The 16,546-nt window shown below is 41.5% G+C and carries 16 protein-coding genes; 4 read left to right on the top strand and 12 right to left on the bottom strand.

Annotated features, from left to right (window positions below):
• Nucleotides 1-19: 19 nt before the first annotated feature.
• From lpxM to seqA, 7 genes are read right to left on the bottom strand one after another with little or no spacing between them, the layout of a single operon-like run.
• Complete coding sequence (gene lpxM / locus L5B71_RS07530) at nt 20-976, bottom strand: lauroyl-Kdo(2)-lipid IV(A) myristoyltransferase (RefSeq protein ID WP_265757746.1); 957 nt, start codon at nt 974-976, stop codon at nt 20-22.
• Between the two features lie 10 nt (nt 977-986).
• Nucleotides 987-1,751 (bottom strand): TSUP family transporter, encoded by a 765-nt coding sequence (locus L5B71_RS07525; protein ID WP_265757745.1) that lies wholly within the window; start codon nt 1,749-1,751, stop codon nt 987-989.
• 53 nt (nt 1,752-1,804) lie between these two features.
• Nucleotides 1,805-2,662 carry a penicillin-insensitive murein endopeptidase gene (gene mepA, locus L5B71_RS07520; protein WP_265757744.1) on the bottom strand — a complete coding sequence of 286 codons (858 nt, stop codon included), beginning with the start codon at nt 2,660-2,662 and terminating at the stop codon, nt 1,805-1,807.
• Nucleotides 2,659-3,741 carry a chorismate synthase gene (aroC, locus tag L5B71_RS07515; protein WP_265757743.1) on the bottom strand — a complete coding sequence of 361 codons (1,083 nt, stop codon included), beginning with the start codon at nt 3,739-3,741 and terminating at the stop codon, nt 2,659-2,661. The genes mepA and aroC overlap by 4 nt, the downstream gene beginning before the upstream one ends.
• Before the next feature lie 21 nt (nt 3,742-3,762).
• Nucleotides 3,763-7,068, bottom strand: a complete 3,306-nt coding sequence (gene mscK / locus L5B71_RS07510) for a mechanosensitive channel MscK (protein WP_265757742.1) — start codon at nt 7,066-7,068, stop codon at nt 3,763-3,765.
• Nucleotides 7,069-7,071: 3 nt separating this feature from the next.
• Complete coding sequence (gene menE / locus L5B71_RS07505) at nt 7,072-8,484, bottom strand: o-succinylbenzoate--CoA ligase (RefSeq protein ID WP_265757740.1); 1,413 nt, start codon at nt 8,482-8,484, stop codon at nt 7,072-7,074.
• Nucleotides 8,485-8,495: 11 nt separating this feature from the next.
• Nucleotides 8,496-9,128 carry a replication initiation negative regulator SeqA gene (gene seqA, locus L5B71_RS07500; protein WP_265757739.1) on the bottom strand — a complete coding sequence of 211 codons (633 nt, stop codon included), beginning with the start codon at nt 9,126-9,128 and terminating at the stop codon, nt 8,496-8,498.
• A 79-nt stretch (nt 9,129-9,207) separates the two neighbouring features.
• Here seqA and L5B71_RS07495 point away from each other — a divergent pair, with 79 nt between their 5' ends.
• The 4 genes from L5B71_RS07495 (at nt 9,208) to fur (ending at nt 11,410) form a co-directional block, all read left to right on the top strand.
• Entirely contained in the window at nt 9,208-9,993 is a 786-nt protein-coding gene (locus L5B71_RS07495; RefSeq protein ID WP_265757737.1) for an alpha/beta fold hydrolase, read from the top strand.
• 126 nt (nt 9,994-10,119) lie between these two features.
• Nucleotides 10,120-10,407 (top strand): LexA regulated protein, encoded by a 288-nt coding sequence (gene ybfE, locus L5B71_RS07490; RefSeq protein ID WP_126372036.1) that lies wholly within the window; start codon nt 10,120-10,122, stop codon nt 10,405-10,407.
• A 2-nt stretch (nt 10,408-10,409) separates the two neighbouring features.
• On the top strand, nt 10,410-10,937 hold the full coding sequence (gene fldA / locus L5B71_RS07485; RefSeq protein ID WP_265757736.1) for a flavodoxin FldA: 528 nt from the start codon (nt 10,410-10,412) through the stop codon (nt 10,935-10,937).
• Nucleotides 10,938-10,966: 29 nt separating this feature from the next.
• Nucleotides 10,967-11,410: a ferric iron uptake transcriptional regulator gene (fur, locus tag L5B71_RS07480; protein ID WP_265757734.1), complete on the top strand. Its 444-nt coding sequence runs from the start codon at nt 10,967-10,969 to the stop codon at nt 11,408-11,410.
• Nucleotides 11,411-11,441: 31 nt separating this feature from the next.
• Here fur and L5B71_RS07475 read toward each other — a convergent pair whose 3' ends face one another.
• Genes L5B71_RS07475 through nrfE form a run of 5 tightly spaced genes read right to left on the bottom strand, consistent with a single transcriptional unit; the run spans nt 11,442 to nt 16,494 of the window.
• The gene (locus tag L5B71_RS07475) at nt 11,442-12,653 is read right to left on the bottom strand and encodes an NAD(P)/FAD-dependent oxidoreductase (protein WP_265757733.1); all 1,212 of its coding nucleotides are present in this window, start codon (nt 12,651-12,653) and stop codon (nt 11,442-11,444) included.
• Nucleotides 12,650-13,522: a tetratricopeptide repeat protein gene (locus L5B71_RS07470; protein ID WP_265757732.1), complete on the bottom strand. Its 873-nt coding sequence runs from the start codon at nt 13,520-13,522 to the stop codon at nt 12,650-12,652. The genes L5B71_RS07475 and L5B71_RS07470 overlap by 4 nt, the downstream gene beginning before the upstream one ends.
• Nucleotides 13,519-13,989 carry a heme lyase NrfEFG subunit NrfF gene (gene nrfF / locus L5B71_RS07465; RefSeq protein ID WP_265757731.1) on the bottom strand — a complete coding sequence of 157 codons (471 nt, stop codon included), beginning with the start codon at nt 13,987-13,989 and terminating at the stop codon, nt 13,519-13,521. Before nrfF ends, L5B71_RS07470 begins: the two co-directional genes overlap by 4 nt.
• On the bottom strand, nt 13,986-14,582 hold the full coding sequence (locus tag L5B71_RS07460; protein WP_265757730.1) for a DsbE family thiol:disulfide interchange protein: 597 nt from the start codon (nt 14,580-14,582) through the stop codon (nt 13,986-13,988). The genes nrfF and L5B71_RS07460 overlap by 4 nt, the downstream gene beginning before the upstream one ends.
• Nucleotides 14,575-16,494, bottom strand: coding sequence for a heme lyase NrfEFG subunit NrfE (gene nrfE / locus L5B71_RS07455; protein WP_265757801.1), 1,920 nt, complete (start codon nt 16,492-16,494; stop codon nt 14,575-14,577). Before nrfE ends, L5B71_RS07460 begins: the two co-directional genes overlap by 8 nt.
• Nucleotides 16,495-16,546: the final 52 nt, after the last annotated feature.

Below are 16,546 nucleotides of genomic sequence, written 5' to 3'. Positions count from 1 at the left end.
TTACCACAGATTATACAATTTAACGATAAATATCCGCACCATCTTTTCGAGTTTTTAATAAACGCAAAATCCATACATACTGCTCTGGCGTTGGGGTAACAAATTGCTCAATTTCTTTATTCATTTCCCGTGCCATTTGTGCAGGCTCTTCGCTGATTGGCATTGGCGGGTGAATTTCCATTTCATATTTACCACGCTCTGCGTTATAACGCGGAAACATTGGGATCACCACGGCTTTTGCCAGTTTTGCCATTTTATTCAAGCCTGGCAAGGTGGCTTTATAAGTGGCAAAAAAATCAGCATATTCACTTAATTCTTCGCCATAATCTTCATCTGGTAAATAATATCCCATTTCGCCTTTTTTTACTGCGTTAAGAAAAGGTTTTATGCCATTTTGTCGAGCATGCATCTTGCCACCAAAACGCTGACGTGTCATCGTCCACAGCCAATCTACCAGCGGGTTACGGTGGGGATTATACATTGAGGTCATTGGCATTCCGTAAGTATGCAAAATAATCCCCGACGCATCAATCGCCCAACCGTGTGGCACCATTAAAATAATGTTATACCCTGCTGCTTTGGCTTGCTGAATATATTCAAAGCCGATAAATTCGCTACGTTGTTGCAGATGTTTTTTAGAACACAACGCAATTTCACCAATGCCAAGCATCACTTGGCTGACAGTGATAAACATTTCATCAATTACCTTTTCGCGCTGGTTTTCTGTCCAATCAGGGAAACAATATTGCAAATTTACCCTTGCACGATGACGTTGTTTTTTCGCTTTTTGCCCAACAAGTAAGCCAATTTTCGCAGCAATCTTATCCCTTAAGCGAAAAGGCACAAAGGCAAATAGCGCCAAGGCAAAAATACCAAGCCAAACGCCCCAATATTTTGGCAATAAAAACGCCCATTGCCATTTAGGATCATAACCCACGCGCGCGGTTAAGCGTACATCATCATTTTGTTGTGCCATAAAACCTCAACTAACCGAACCAGCCTTGATCATAAGCCATTTTGGCGGTCATAATAAAAGACATTATCACCACCATTGGGCGAATTAACTGCTTGCCTTTGCTTAGCACCATTTTCGCGCCTAAATTTGCGCCAATAATTTGTCCTAACATCATTACCAGCCCCGCTTCCCACCAAATTTGTCCGCCAATGAGAAAAAGCAAAAGTGCGGCAATATTTGACGTGAAATTTAGCACTTTAGCGTGAGCCGTGGCTTTCGCAAGATTAAAACCAAGCAAAGTGACAAAAGCTAAACTTAGCAATGAACCTGTTCCTGGCCCGAAGAAACCGTCATAAAAGCCAATTCCAAATCCTGCACTAAAGGCAAAAGTGGCGTAAGAAATGCGTTTGTGCCGATCTTCATCGCCTAAATTTGGGGTGAATAAAAAATACAAGCCAATGGCTAGCACTAAAAATGGAATGACTTTTTTAATCAGCGCACTATCCACTAACTGAATAAGGATTGTGCCAAGCACTGCGCCAATAAAGGTCATTAACACAAGCAGCCAAATTTCTTTTAAATCCACCGCTCTTTTGCGTAAAAAATAAAAGCTAGCGGAAAATGATCCGCCACAGGCCTGCAGTTTGTTCGTGCCTAATGCCATTGCCGGGGGAACGCCTGTCATCAATAAGGCGGGAATGGTGATTAAACCACCGCCACCAGCAATGGCGTCAATAAATCCAGCAATCAATGCCACGAAAAATAATAACGCAATAAGGTTTAGGCTGATTTCCATTTTTCGATCCTATTTCCGCTGTTATGTTATTACTTTAATTGTGACTCTAGGGATTATTCCAACCATTCGCTTTGGTTTGGAGCGTGGCTCACTTGCTGGCATAAAAATGGCTCAGGTGGACGCGCTTTAGGTTTGCTTGTTCCTGTTGAAGGTTTCGCCGGTTTAAACCAAGAATATAGCTCATCACCACAGCCCTCACCTGCAGGGACAGGCGCTTGATTTTCACAGTAAGTCGCGCCTTTCGGACAAGTTAAACGAACGTGAAAATGGGAATCGTGTCCAAACCACGGGCGGATTTTCTGCAACCAACTGCGATCACCACGCACCGTTTGGCATAATTTCAATTTAATCGCAGGATTGACGAAAATACGTGCCACTTGCTTATCTTGCGCCGCTAAACGAATTAAATTGGCGTGATTGTCGTTCCATACAGTATCATCAACACGTTGCGCTTTGCGATCCACCACTAGCAAGCCCATTCCCGCTGGATTTTGTGCATCTTTATCGGATAAGCGTCCTAAACGTAGCCAAATATCGGCGTCCAAGCCCATTTGATGGCTGGCATGTCCCGTTAAAAAGCGTCCGCCCCCCGGCATTGCAATATCACCGATAAGCATTGTTGGAATGCCTGCCGCTTTAGCTTTTTTACCTAAGCGTTGCAAATAGGCAATCATATCTGGGTGACCGTAATAGCGATTTTTGCTGGTGCGGATCACTTGGTAACCTTCACCATTAAAAGGCAAAGGTTGCGCACCGATAATACAGCCATTGCTATAAGATCCCACGGGGGTTGGCTCGCCTGCAATGGGGCGTTTGACTTTCTGCCAATATTCTGGACCTGCCATTGCGCTGCTAGCGGAAAAAATTGTGCAAAAAAGCACCGCGCTTAATAATTTGGTTAAATTTTTCATTTACATTGTGCCTTAAATCTTAATAGGTGATCGAGTAAAACAATAGCGGTCATTGCTTCAGCTATCGGTACGGCGCGAATGCCTACGCAAGGATCGTGGCGCCCTTTGGTGATCACGTCCACTGGCTCATTATCCAAATTCACTGAACGCCCTGCAATGGTGATACTCGAAGTGGGTTTTAACGCAATGGTCGCAATAATCGGTTGGCCCGAACTAATGCCGCCTAAAATTCCCCCTGCGTGGTTAGAACAAAAACCTGCTGGCGTCATTTCGTCACGGTGTTGCGAGCCTTTTTGCTCCACCACTGCAAAGCCATCACCAATTTCCACCGCTTTCACCGCATTAATGCCCATTAACGCGTGGGCCAAATCAGCATCAAGGCGATCAAAAACCGGTTCGCCCAAGCCTACTGGCACATTTTCTGCTACCACAGTTAATTTAGCACCGATTGAATTGCCTTCTTTTTTCAACTCGCGGATTAATTCATCAAATTTTTCCACCGCACTTGGATCGGGGCAGAAAAATGAGTTGCTGTTTACTTGCTGCCAATCAATTTGTGTAATGTTTTCTACCGCTTTTGGATCAATTTTCACTGAACCAATTTGTGAAAGATAACCGCGCACTTCAATACCAAAATGTTCACGCAGATATTTTTTCGCGATTGCCCCAGCTGCCACACGCATTGCCGTTTCGCGCGCGGAAGAACGTCCACCACCACGATAATCACGCAAGCCGTATTTTTGTTGGTAAGTATAATCGGCATGACCTGGGCGGAAACGATCTTTGATTTCGCCATAATCTTGCGAACGTTGATCGGCATTTTTGATGATCATTCCAATACTCGTGCCAGTGGTTTTCCCTTCAAACACCCCTGAGAGAATTTGTACTTCGTCATCTTCTCGTCTTGGTGTGGTATAACGTGAAGTGCCGGGTTTACGGCGATCCAAATCTGGCTGAATATCCTGCTCAGAAAGTTCAAGCCCCGGTGGTACGCCGTCCACAATACAGCCCAAGGCAACGCCATGGGATTCACCAAAAGTAGTTACTCGAAAAAGTTGTCCAATACTGTTTCCTGCCATCATTTTTCCTTATTTTATTTCTTATGATTTCGCTAAATTTTCCGACATAATTTTAATTTGCTCTGCCGTTGCTTGATTTTTAATAAAAATATCAAGCTGGTTAAATGCAATTTCTACATCATGAGCGGCAAAAAGTTCATCAATTCGACGATTTAAAAGATCAATCGTTTGTGTCCTTTCATTTAAGTTATTAACGTAAACACGTAATTCATGATCCAGAGTACTGGCTCCAAATACAAGAAAATAGGCCATCGGTTCAGGATCTTTCAAAACATATTCACATTCATCCGCTGCTTGCAACAACAAACGTTTAACCAATTCTAAATCGGAACCATAAGCAACACCGACATTAATCACCACACGAGTCACTGAATCCGTCAAGGCCCAGTTGATCAAACGTTCTGTTACAAAGGCTTTATTAGGCACAATGACTTCTTTTTTGTCAAAATCAATCAAGGTGGTGGAACGAATACGAATTTTCGATACCGTGCCTGAATATTCGCCAATGGTAACCACATCGCCAATACGTACAGGGCGTTCAAATAAGATGATAATACCTGAAATAAAGTTAGCGAAAATTTCCTGCAAGCCGAAACCTAAGCCGACTGAAAGTGCGGCAAATAACCATTGTAATTTTGACCACGACATTCCTAATACAGAAAACGCTACTCCACCACCAATAGCAATAATAAAATAAGTAAGTAATGTTGTTATGGTGTAAGGCGTTCCTTGCGAAAAACTCATTCGTGAAAATACTAATACTTCGAGCAAACCGCCAATATTTTTCACTAACGCATAAGTACCGATAATAATAATTAAAGCAAATAATAAATTCAGCAAGGTGATGGATTCACTCACTGTGCCCGTTTCTGTTACCACCTGTTGTTGCCACAAGGTTACCCCTTCCAGATAATAGGCAACCGTAAGTAAATCAGACCATACCCAATAAAACAAACCAAATAATGCTACCCATAATAAAAGATCCACCACACTTTTCACTTGGCTTTTGACTTGCGAAATCGCTAGGCTTTCTGCACGTGAATAGTCTGGATTAAGATCATTATTATTCTCTTCTTTTTGCGCTTGTTGTGCCTGAATTTTGTCTTGCAAACGTTGATACGCAAGGCGTCTAGCCGATACGGTAAAGCCACGATAGACTACATCTCGAGCAATCATCCAGATCACTAACACAAAATAAGAGGAGATCAAATGTTCCATCAAATTAAGTGCAGTATAATAATAGCCCATAATAATTAGTACAATTAAGGCTAGTGGTGCGATCACTAAAACTAATCTTGCCACTCTGAGAAAATGGCTTTGCTCACCAGATTGCTCTTGAGTTTGCTGATAAATGGTTACCGCATAGCGTAAACGAGGACCAACAATAAATAAAGTAATCACTAAAATAAAGATTGTTAACAATTCACCTAATACATCATTCGTAATGCCTGTATCCAAATAGGTAAAAATCGCAGCATTTAACCATAAGGCATTAATCCATACCGAACGCTTAAATACGGAATAGAATAACTGTACGTTATATTGCGGCATATTAAAATGACGATAAGCCAATCCATTTGGCCGCAACATGGCCAAAATAAAGGCAAATAATAGCCAATAGCCCGCCATTCTCACCGCCCAAAATAAGAAATTTTCGGGGGATTCAAAACAAACAGTTAACACCAAAAGCAATGCAGAAAGAAACATAAAAGTTGAACGTAAACAGAGAATTAATGTCCAAAAAATAGCCTCTGGTGTATAACGCTGACGCTCACCTTTTAAGGTATTAATACGGCTATTAATCAATGCTAATCGCTGTGTAATTTTATCTTTTCGCCACTGAATTAATCCCACAATAGATAATAAAAATAAAATAGATGAGGTGGCTGGTAAAATGTTCTCTTTCCAGTTTGAAAAGTTAATTAACTTAGAAATATCTTTTAGCTGAAATTGTAATTTTGGTAAAAAGTTGGCAATCCAATCAAGGTCAATTGGTGGGTTACTCCTAACCCAAAAACTTTGTTGCTTTAGTTTACTTTCTAAAGTGTCACTAATAGCGCTAACTTGTTGTTGGTTCAACTCAATATTAATTGCTAAATTAAGCTGATTATTTAATATTGTGATGGTATCAGATAATAATCTTCGTCTTTCTTGTAAAATATTATTAAGCTGTGTTTTTTCTCCATCATTGAAGGTCGTATTAGCTCTTTTTTCTAAATTCGCAATGTAACTTCCAGTGTCATATAAATTATCTCTTAATTCCGTTAGATCAAAAATCTTCACGCGAAGATCCGTAATTTGTTTAGATAAACCTTGGATCATTTGATCTTGAGGTAATAACTGTTTCTGTTTATTAATAATCCGAGAAAGCACTAAAGTACCTTGTAACGCACTAATTTGCTCATTAATATTACGTTCTGTTTGCTGTAAATTATCCAATACACTTTTAATGCGTAAATTATCTTGCGAAAGAATATTTAATTGTGTTGTTTCTTTAATTAGATCTTGGCTAATTTGTAAATTAACATTTTGCTGATCTAAAATGGCTGGATTTGTAGTTAAGCTATTATGTTGAGATTGCTTTAGTTGTTCTGCTTGTTGGCGTGTTTCTTGCAAGTTTTTTTCGTTAATCACTTGCTGTAATAAAGATAATTTATTTTGTAACTGTTGCTGTTCTAATGTTTTTTCTTCTGATTGAATAGTATATAAGGAAGTAAGATCATTATTCCCTTGCAATAATAATTGATTATAAGAATTTTGTTGATTCAGATATTCTAATTCTGCATCTAATTTTATTTTATCGCTAGAATCTGGTGCTAAACTAAATAATTGCTTATCAATTTCTTGTGATCTTAATAGATTTGCGCTCAATGCAGACTGCGCACGCTCTGGTGCAGCACGCTGGCTCACTAACTGAGCATTAATTGCTACCAAATCTGTTTGCACCTGTTGTAAATTTTGTTGTGTCGTAATCAATTCTGTCTGTAACTCTGACAAAGAAAAATTCAATAACTCTTGCTCGGAAGGAAGATTTTTATTTTTTAATTTGTCTAGGCGATTTTGTGTCGCAACAATATTTTGTGGCGCATTATCAATTAAATTTTTTAATGCCGTATAATCCTGCTTTTGCTTGTCAATTTTTTCTAGAAAATCTAAAACTTCTTCTAGATTAGCAATCCGTGCTCTATCGGCAGAATCTGCTTGATCCATTTCTTTTGCTGCTGCCAGTTGTCCTTGAATCTGCTGCATAGAGGGTAACTCAGCTAATACAGAATTGGCAAAAATCAATAAAACAATAAAAATAAAAAAGGTTTTAATAACTCTCATTAATTATCCCATTAATTGCTGTAATACTACTTTTAACATGTTGCGTGAAATTTTAATCACACCCTCTTTTTCCCATTGTGCCACATCTAGCGGAAAATAGTGTATGGGTTGTTTAAATTTTTCTAATTTTGTGGCAAGCCAAATGCGTAAATTTTCCACCGCACTTTGGCTAAATCCATTGGCGAACTCAACCATTGCCACTGGACGCTGACCAAATTCGCTGTCCTCCACAGGCAGAATAACCACTTGTTTTATTTCTGGATAATGCAAGATTATCCGTTCAATTTCTTCAGGCTGAATATTCTCACCGCCCGAAATAAACATATTATCTAAACGCCCTAAAATGCGTAGCTCGCCATTTTGCCATTCGCCCAAATCTTTGGTATGAAGCCAGCCGTCTTGTTGCACTAGGGGCAATATTTCACCTTGTTGCCAATAGCCTAGCCCTAAGCCTGCTCCACGCAAACAAATTTCGCCGTCAATAAGTTCAAGTTCTCGTCCTTTGAGCGGCAAACCCACGCCACTATATTGATCACTTTTTTTCGCGCAAACGGTGGAGGCCATTTCCGTCATTCCATAACCTGAATAACAAGTCAGGTGATATTGTGCCGCCTGTTGTGTTAAAGCAAGGGGAATATGGCTACCGCCCAATAAAATATGTTGCGTGTGAATAGGTTGTTCAGGACGTTGTTGTAAATAAGTGATAAACCGTTGCAACTGGGTTGGCACAAGGGAAAGATGTGAAACACTAGCTGCTTCCGTATAAAAATTCTCATTTGGTAAGTGCAACCTTGCTCCAGCGTACAGCCAGCGCCACACAATGCCTTGCCCTGAAACGTGATATAAAGGCAAAGAAAGTAACCACGCATTTTCAGCCCCAAAGACCATAAACTCGCACACGCCTTGTGCATTATCCAAATGCCCTTGCACAGTATGCACCACCGCTTTAGGGTTGCCTGTTGAGCCTGATGTAAGCGTCATTGTCGCGGGGCAGTTAGGATCGTAATCCGCCATTGCCTTTTCTTTTAATGTAGAAGAATGTGGCAAATTCGATGAAATCAAAAGTGCGGTGCAATTTTGCAATATTTTTTCACCCTTAGGCTCATAATAAAATTGCACTGCTGCGTTTTCACATAATTGCGCGATCTTTTCTTCTGGAAAGGCGGGGTTAATCCCTAGCACTCTTGCGCCAAGCTGAATTCCTGCTAAATAGGCAAGCAATAGAGCAAAACTATTTTTTCCGCACAACGCGATACCATCGCCCGCCTTTACCCCTTGCTGAGAAAACGCGCAAGCCACGGCATTAATTTTTTCGCTAAGTTGTCGCCAAGAAAAAAGTTCGCCTTGCTCATTACGCAAGGCTACTTTATGTTGATAATCAGGCTGAGCGGCATAATGTTGCCAAAGGTATGTCATTATAATGCCAATTAATTTGCAGTGAAAAATGACCGCACTTCATCAATTAATTCTTCTGGCAAATGCATTGATTGCATCGCCCCTTCCAGCATTAACATTTTGCGCCCACTGTTCGTATTGGTGATCACCCAATATGGCGTATCAGGAATTTGTTTTGGTTTAGTGTGATTACCCGCCATTAATAAGGTGCCTTCATCGCGTGCAAAGTAAACGCGCGTACGGCCTTGTAAAGATTCTGTTGCCTGCGCAAAACTTTCTGGATTGGTGCGATAAAGCACGCGTAAAATGGCTAAAAAGCGCACTACGGCTTTGCTTTCTTGTTGGAAATCTGCCGACTGGATCAATTCACGCACTTTGCCAACCACTTTTTGGATCGCTTCATCAGATTGTTTTTTAGTGGACACTTTTTCTTTTGCCGCTGGCTTTTCTTCCACTTTTTCATTCGACTGTGCAAATTCATTGGAAATTTCCACCGCACTTTGATTATCAGCTGCAAGGCTTGGCGCAATCGCAACATTGTTATCCGCGCGCACCGCAGGAAAATTGAGTAAACGGCGTAAAATATCAGAAGCACTCTCACCGATAGATCGGGTTTGGCTGGCTATGTATTGATAAAGTTCTTCATCTACTTCAATAATTTTCATTTTTTCTCTCCAGTTGCTTGATCTCTTTACGCTTTTGCAACATTATAGCGATTTATTTTCAAATACTCACGCAAAAATTATGTCGCAAACGCAATTACTCAATTTTCAATTTCATCAATTAAAACAACCGACTAGCAACCCTACCTTGGTGTTTATTCACGGCTTATTTGGCGATATGAATAATTTAGGGGTGATCGCTCGCGCTTTTGCGGAACATTACCCTATTTTACGCGTAGATTTACGCAATCACGGACAGAGTTTTCATTCTGAATCAATGAATTATGAACTAATGGCAGAAGATCTATTAGCGACCATTGAGCATTTAGAGCTAGAAAAAGTGATCTTAATCGGCCATTCTATGGGCGGAAAAACCGCAATGAAAGCCGCCGCACTTCGCCCTGATTTAGTGGAAAAATTGATCGTGATTGATATTGCGCCCGTGAAATATGGCGAACACGGCCACGATAGCATTTTTGCTGGATTATTTGCCGTTAAAGCCGCGCAGCCTGAAACTCGCCAACAGGCTAAACCGATTTTAAGCCAACATATCCCACAAGAAAGCATTCAACAATTTATGCTGAAATCCTTTGACGGCCAATCGGCGGAAAAATTTCGCTTTAATTTGACCGCACTTCAACAAAATTATGCCAATATTATGGATTGGCAAACTTGTTTTTACCCCAACCCTACCCTATTTATTAAAGGTGGGCAGTCGGATTATATTCAGCCAGAATATAGCGAGCAGATTTTAGCGCAATTTCCGCAAGCCACGTCCTTTACCATTAACGGCAGCGGACATTGGGTGCATGCGGAAAAACCGGAAGCGATCATTCGCATTATTCAGCGTTTTTTAGATAGCCAATAACAATCTCACCAATCAAAGGTTGAGGGTTTTAATCAACTATGAATTATGATATAGTTCGCGATCATAAGTAGTTGTAGCTTATCATTCTCAATTAGCTACATTTTAACCAGTTCAGTGATTTGAAAAATGGCAAAACAAGATGCAGATTGCATAACCTTAGATCTGTTTGCTAACACACCCAAAGTGGGACGCCCAAAAACAAATCCGCTGACCCGAGAACAACAACTGCGTATCAACAAACGTAATCAGCTTAGACGAGATAAATCCTGTGGGTTAAAGCGTGTTGAGCTAAAATTGCATACGGATATTGTTCAAAAATTAGAAGATTTAGCGTCTGTACAGCGTGTTAGTCGTTCAGAGTTAATCGTAACGATTTTACAAGAATATTTTAAATTTCAAGAACATAGGAAATAAAAATGGCTATCGTTGGTTTATTTTATGGTAGTGATACGGGCAATACTGAAAACATTGCACGAATGATTCAAAAACAATTAGGCTCAGAAGTGGTAGATATTCGTGATATCGCCAAAAGCACAAAAGAAGATATTGAAGCCTATGACTTTTTAATGATTGGTATTCCGACTTGGTACTACGGCGAAGCGCAATGTGACTGGGATGATTTTTTTCCAACCTTAGAAGAAATTGACTTCACCGATAAGTTAGTCGCCATTTTTGGTTGTGGTGACCAAGAAGACTATGCCGAATATTTCTGCGATGCAATGGGAACGGTACGCGATATTATCGAACCGAAAGGAGCGATTATCGTTGGTCATTGGCCAACAGAAGGTTACACCTTTGAAGTTTCCCAAGCATTGATTGATGAAAACACATTTGTCGGTTTATGTATTGATGAAGATCGTCAACCCGAACTCACCGCAGAACGTGTTGAAAAATGGACAAAACAAGTTTTTGATGAAATGTGTTTAGCTGAGTTAGTTGAATAACCCACCAAGAGCAAAAGGAAGGAAACATTATGTCTGAAGAAAATATCAAACTTCTTAAAAAAGCGGGGTTAAAAATCACCGAACCACGCTTAACGATTTTAGCCTTAATGCAAGAACATAGTATGTCGCATTTTTCTGCAGAAGATGTTTATAAACTATTGCTTGAACGTGGTGAAGATATTGGTTTAGCCACCGTTTACCGTGTGCTTAATCAATTTGACGAAGCGCATATCCTGATTCGCCATAATTTTGAAGGAAATAAATCAGTTTTTGAACTTGCACCGAGTGAGCATCACGATCACATTATTTGCGTGGATTGTGGCAAAGTGTTTGAATTTAATGACGAAATCATTGAACAACGACAAAAAAAAATCAGTGAACAACACGGTATTAAGTTGAAAACTCACAGTTTATATCTTTACGGGAAATGTAGCGATATTGATAACTGTGATGAAAAAGATAAAGATAAATAAGAATTGGCTGGTTCTCCGTACCAGCCATTTTTTATTTACTCTTTTGCTGCTCTCCGATGTATTTTGCGCAAGCATAAGCGGAACTCCATGCCCATTGGAAATTGTAGCCTCCTAGCCAGCCTGTGACATCTAGCACTTCACCAATAAAATACAGCCCTTTAACCTTCGCGCTTTCCATTGTTTTTGATGAAATTTCGTGCGTATCCACACCGCCCATTGTGACTTCTGCGGTACGATAACCTTCCGTGCCATTAGGGAAAATTTGCCAATGATGAATGAAATTTTCTAAATTTTCCAACCGCACTTTGCTTAAATTCGCCAAGATTTCCGTTGGGATCATCTCACGCTCTTGCCAAAGCTCCACTAATTTCGTTGGCAGAACACGCGATAATGCTGTTTTTAGCTGCAATTTCGGCGAAGTTTGGCGTAATTCCTGTAAATAATCGCCAATGGATTGATTTGGTAATAAATCCACTTCCACCCATTCACTCGGTTGCCAATAGTTAGAAATTTGTAAGATCGCTGGCCCAGAAATACCGCGGTGGGTAAACAATAATTGATTGAAGAAAGACTGCCCATTTTTAGCGCTCACATGCACAGGCAAAGAAACGCCGGCAAGTGCGGTGTAAAATTGCTCTGTTTCTCGCCAACGAAATGGCACAAGGGACGCTCGCGGAGGGATCACTGCTAAGCCAAACTGTTCAGCAATTTGATAACCCAAGGGGGAAGCCCCTAAAGCAGGCATTGAAAGCCCCCCCGTTGCCACCACAAGCTGATGACAATGCCAAGTTTGTCCGTTCGCTTGCACGGCAAAACCACCGTTTTTCAAGGCGGAAACTTGTTCTATGTGCTGGCGTAACTGAATATTAACCTGATATTTCTCACATTCCGCGAGCAATAAATCCACAATCTGTTGCGCACTTTCATCACAAAACAGCTGTCCGAGTTCTTTTTCGTGATAGGCAATGCCATATTCCGCCACTAATGCGATAAAATCCCACTGGGTAAAACGCGCTAAAGCAGATTTTACAAAATGAGGATTGTGCGAAAGATAATGCTGTGGCGTAACCTCTAAATTAGTGAAATTACAAAAGCCACCGCCCGACATCAAAATCTTCCGTCCCGCCTTTTTGCCGCTATCTAAAACCGTTACCTGTTTGCCTTGCTTGCCAAGCTGACCTGCACAAAACAGCCCTGCTGCTCCTGCGCCAATAATCAGCGTATCAGAAAAATAAGGTGTCATTGCGCAGCTCCTTTTTTGGCGTTTTGTAGCATTTCTGCCATTTGCATACTTTTAATAATAGTACGCCGATCGATTCCCGATTTATCCGAATCTAGCACCTTTTGCCAAAGGGCAATGGCTTTGGGATAATCCGTTTGTACAAAGGCTTCTCCAGCTAACAGCGATAAACTCGATGCTTCTTTCGGATCTTGCGAGAGCGCTTGTTCAAGCATTGCTTTCACCTGCGGGGTGATTTTTTGCCCTGCTTTTTGATACAACGTATTCGCCGCCAAGCCTAAAATTGCGGGTTTTCCGCCTGTTAAGCGATCGGCATAAGAATAAGCGACCAAGGCATTATCAAACTCATTATTTTGCATATAAGCCTGCCCTAACTCGATCCAAGCCTCACTATTGTTGGGATTTTGGCGCAAACGTTGCTCAATTTTTTCCACATAAGTTTCATTTTTTTGCCCCGCACTTTGCCCATTAAATGATTCAACAAAGGGATCGGCAGACTGCGTTGTAATCACTTGTTTTGCTTGAAGTTGCTGCTGATGTTGCTGTTCAGCAGAAAAGCGATCAAGGGAAAAATAATATCCCATAGGCAGCGCAATCAATAATAGGCTCAACGCCACAAAATAAGGACGGCTTTTCAGCGTTGACGTCATCACAAAGTGCGGTTGTTTTTCGAGCTGTTTTTCATCATCAAGTAAACGTTGGGCAAATTCCTGTGCTAATTCTGGATCAAGCTGATCTTTCATCTGCTGCTGATAAAGGGCGATATTTTGCTGTTGGCGATAATTTTTCTGCCAATTTATTCCGCGTCCTAAAGGCAACCAAAGCCCAAGGCTAATCAAGACTAAAAGGGTTACACCAATGAAAAAAGTCATTCTGATTTATCCGTTTTGGCTAATAAACTGTTTAATGCTTGCTGTTGCTCTGCGCTGAGCGCTGAATTTTGAGGCTTTGGCTTCACGCGTAACATTCGCCACATTGCTAGCGCACCAAACAATAGCAAGAAGAAAGGCAAGCCCCACAATAACAAGGTGGTTGGTTTGACTGGCGGATTATAGCGCACGAAATCACCAAATCGGTTCGTCATTACTTCAAGAATCTCCTCGTTGCTGTTGCCAGCTTCCACCATTTTATACACTTCAATACGTAGATCATAAGCAATGGGCGAATTGGATTCCACCAAATTTTGGTTTTGACATTGTGGACAACGCAGGGATTTTGCCAAGGCAACGGCTCGGGTGCGCTCAGCGGGATTGCTAAATTCAAAGGTATCCACCATTTCTGCCTGAGCCAGTTGGCTGATTGAGAAAAATGTCATTACTGCTAACCACCACTTTTTCATTCTTTTCCTTCCTGTTTAGCCGTTTCTTGCTTAGCTGTTTCTTGCAAAGATAAGTGCGGTACATTTTTTGCTAATTTTTGCCATAAGGGCAGAAATTCTTGTTGCCAAATTTGCTGAGCCAACGGCCCTGAGTAGCGATAACGAATAATGCCATTGGCATCAACCAAATAGGTTTCTGGCGCACCGTCCACACCCAATTTCATTGCGAATAAGCCTTTGCTATCATCAATCACCTGATGAAAAGGATTGCCCATTTCCTGCAACATTAGCAAAGCATTTTGCCGTTTATCCCGATAATTTAGCCCCACAATCGGCACGCCCTGTTGTTGCAATCGCATCAAAAAGGCGTGTTCTTGCTTGCAATAGGCACACCAGCTGCCCCATACATTAATGAGATAAGTTTCTTTCGGCAAAGATGCGTTGTTCACATTGATTTCAGGCTCAAGCAGATCACTTTGATAAAATTCAGGCACGGGCTTACCAATTAACGCGGAGGCAATTTTTTTCGGATCATTATGCAGCCCTAGCAGCAAAAGACCACACACGCCAATGATCAAGAATAAGGGTAAAAACACAATGATTTTTCTATTCATCTTTCGCTCTCCTTGTGCGTAAGGCAAAGGCACTCAATAATGCACCAAACGCCATTAAGGTTGCGCCAATCCACAGCCAGCGAACAAAAGGCTTGTAATGCAGACGGAACGAAAATTCGCCCGCGCCAAGTTTATCACCCATTACAATATAAATATCGCCAAGCAAGTTCCAATATAGCCCCACTTCCGACATATTCATCGTGCGCACTTCGTAATAACGGCGTTCAGGATAAAGTGCGGTGATTTTTTCGCCGTTTTTTGTTATCTCAAATTGTGCCACTTCGCTGGTGTAATTCGGCCCGAGTTTATTACGAAAACCAAGGTAGTGAAACGCATAGCCGTTGAGCATTTGGCTTTGATTAGGCGATAAACGCACACCAATTTCACTGGCAAAATAGCTCGACATTGTTGCGCCAATCACCGTAAGTGCTAGTCCACAATGGGCGATCACCATTGCCCAACGCTTTAAAGAAAGGGATCGCCACGCGCCCCAAAGGGTAACGCCAAGCAACCAAAACGCCAAACTAATTAACGCAAAGGGCAAGGCCTGAAAATGTAAGGTTTCATCATTTTGAATGGTGAATGCAATCATTGCATAAGCAAGCCCACAGGCAGGAATTAGCAATAAGACATTGCGGCGCAACAAAGTGCGGTGGATTTTTTTCCAAAATGCACTGACGACAAAAATCATCGCCAGCAATGCCAGCACAATAAGAGGCAAGAAAATGGTGTTAAAGTAAGGCGCGCCGACAGAAATCGAACCCCAGCCCATTGTGCTAAACAGCATTGGATAAAATGTGCCTAAAAATACGCTTGCCGTGGCGACCGCCACCAAAATATTGGCAATGAGCATTAGGCTTTCTTTAGAAAAAAAGGAAAAATGCACCGTACTATTTTCACTTGGGTGCACATTCACTTTCAGCGCAAATAAGGTGAGCGAGCAAGTTGTGAGCAAGAAAAAGAGCATTAACAACGCCATTCCCCGCTCTCCGTCCATGGCAAAAGCGTGTACAGAAGTTAGCACGCCGGAACGCACAATAAACGTACCTAATAAACTGAACGCAAAGGCAAACAGGGAAAATAAAATCGTCCAATAATGGAAAACGCCACGTTGTTCGCTCACGGATAAACTATGCAATAGCCCTAGCCCAAGCAACCAAGGCATTAATGAAGCGTTTTCAACTGGGTCCCAGAACCACCAGCCACCCCAGCCAAGCTCATAATATGCCCACCACGCGCCGAGCATTATGCCTAAGGTTAAAAAGAACCAAGAAACCAGCACCCAAGGACGTGTCCAGCGAGCCAGCGCGGCATCAAAATGTCCGCTTAACAAGGTGGCAAGGGTGAGAGCAAAATTCACCGCAAAGCCTACATAGCCAAAATAAAGCAACGGTGGGTGGAAAATTAACCCTACATCTTGCAGCATCGGGTTAAGATCACGCCCTTCCAAAGGGCTAGGAAATAAACGCTCAAAAGGATTGGAGAAAAATACGATAAACAGTGCAAAGCCAAAACACAGCAAGCCTAAAATAGACAAGGTTCGACTGGCAATAATAGGGTCGATTTTACGACTAAAAAAGGCAAATGCCATTGTCCATAATCCCAACGAAAATAGCCAAAACAGCATTGAGCCTTCGTGTCCGCCCCAAGTGGCAGCAATTTTGAAAAATTGCGGTAAGGCAGAATTAGAATGCACTGCCACATATTGCACGGAAAAATCATCAGTCGCAAAGCAATAAGCTAGTCCAAGCAAGGACAGAGTGGTAAAAATCCCAAATAGATAACTCAAATTCCACGCCGATGTAATTAGGCGTGGATTGCCTTGTTTAATCCCAATATGCGGCACAATCGCCAACAGCAAGGCGGAAACAAGTGCAAAAAGTAAAGCAAGAAAAGCAAGTTCTGGGATCATCATTATATTCGTTGGTTAATTTGTTGTGTATTTTAGAGAAAATGCGTAGCAA

Origin of the sequence: Avibacterium sp. 21-586, from assembly GCF_026226775.1 — a bacterium.
In the GTDB taxonomy this organism is placed as follows: Bacteria; Pseudomonadota; Gammaproteobacteria; order Enterobacterales; family Pasteurellaceae; genus Avibacterium.
Note: the sequence above shows the minus strand (reverse complement) of the source record. Positions and strands in the feature narration are given on the sequence as shown.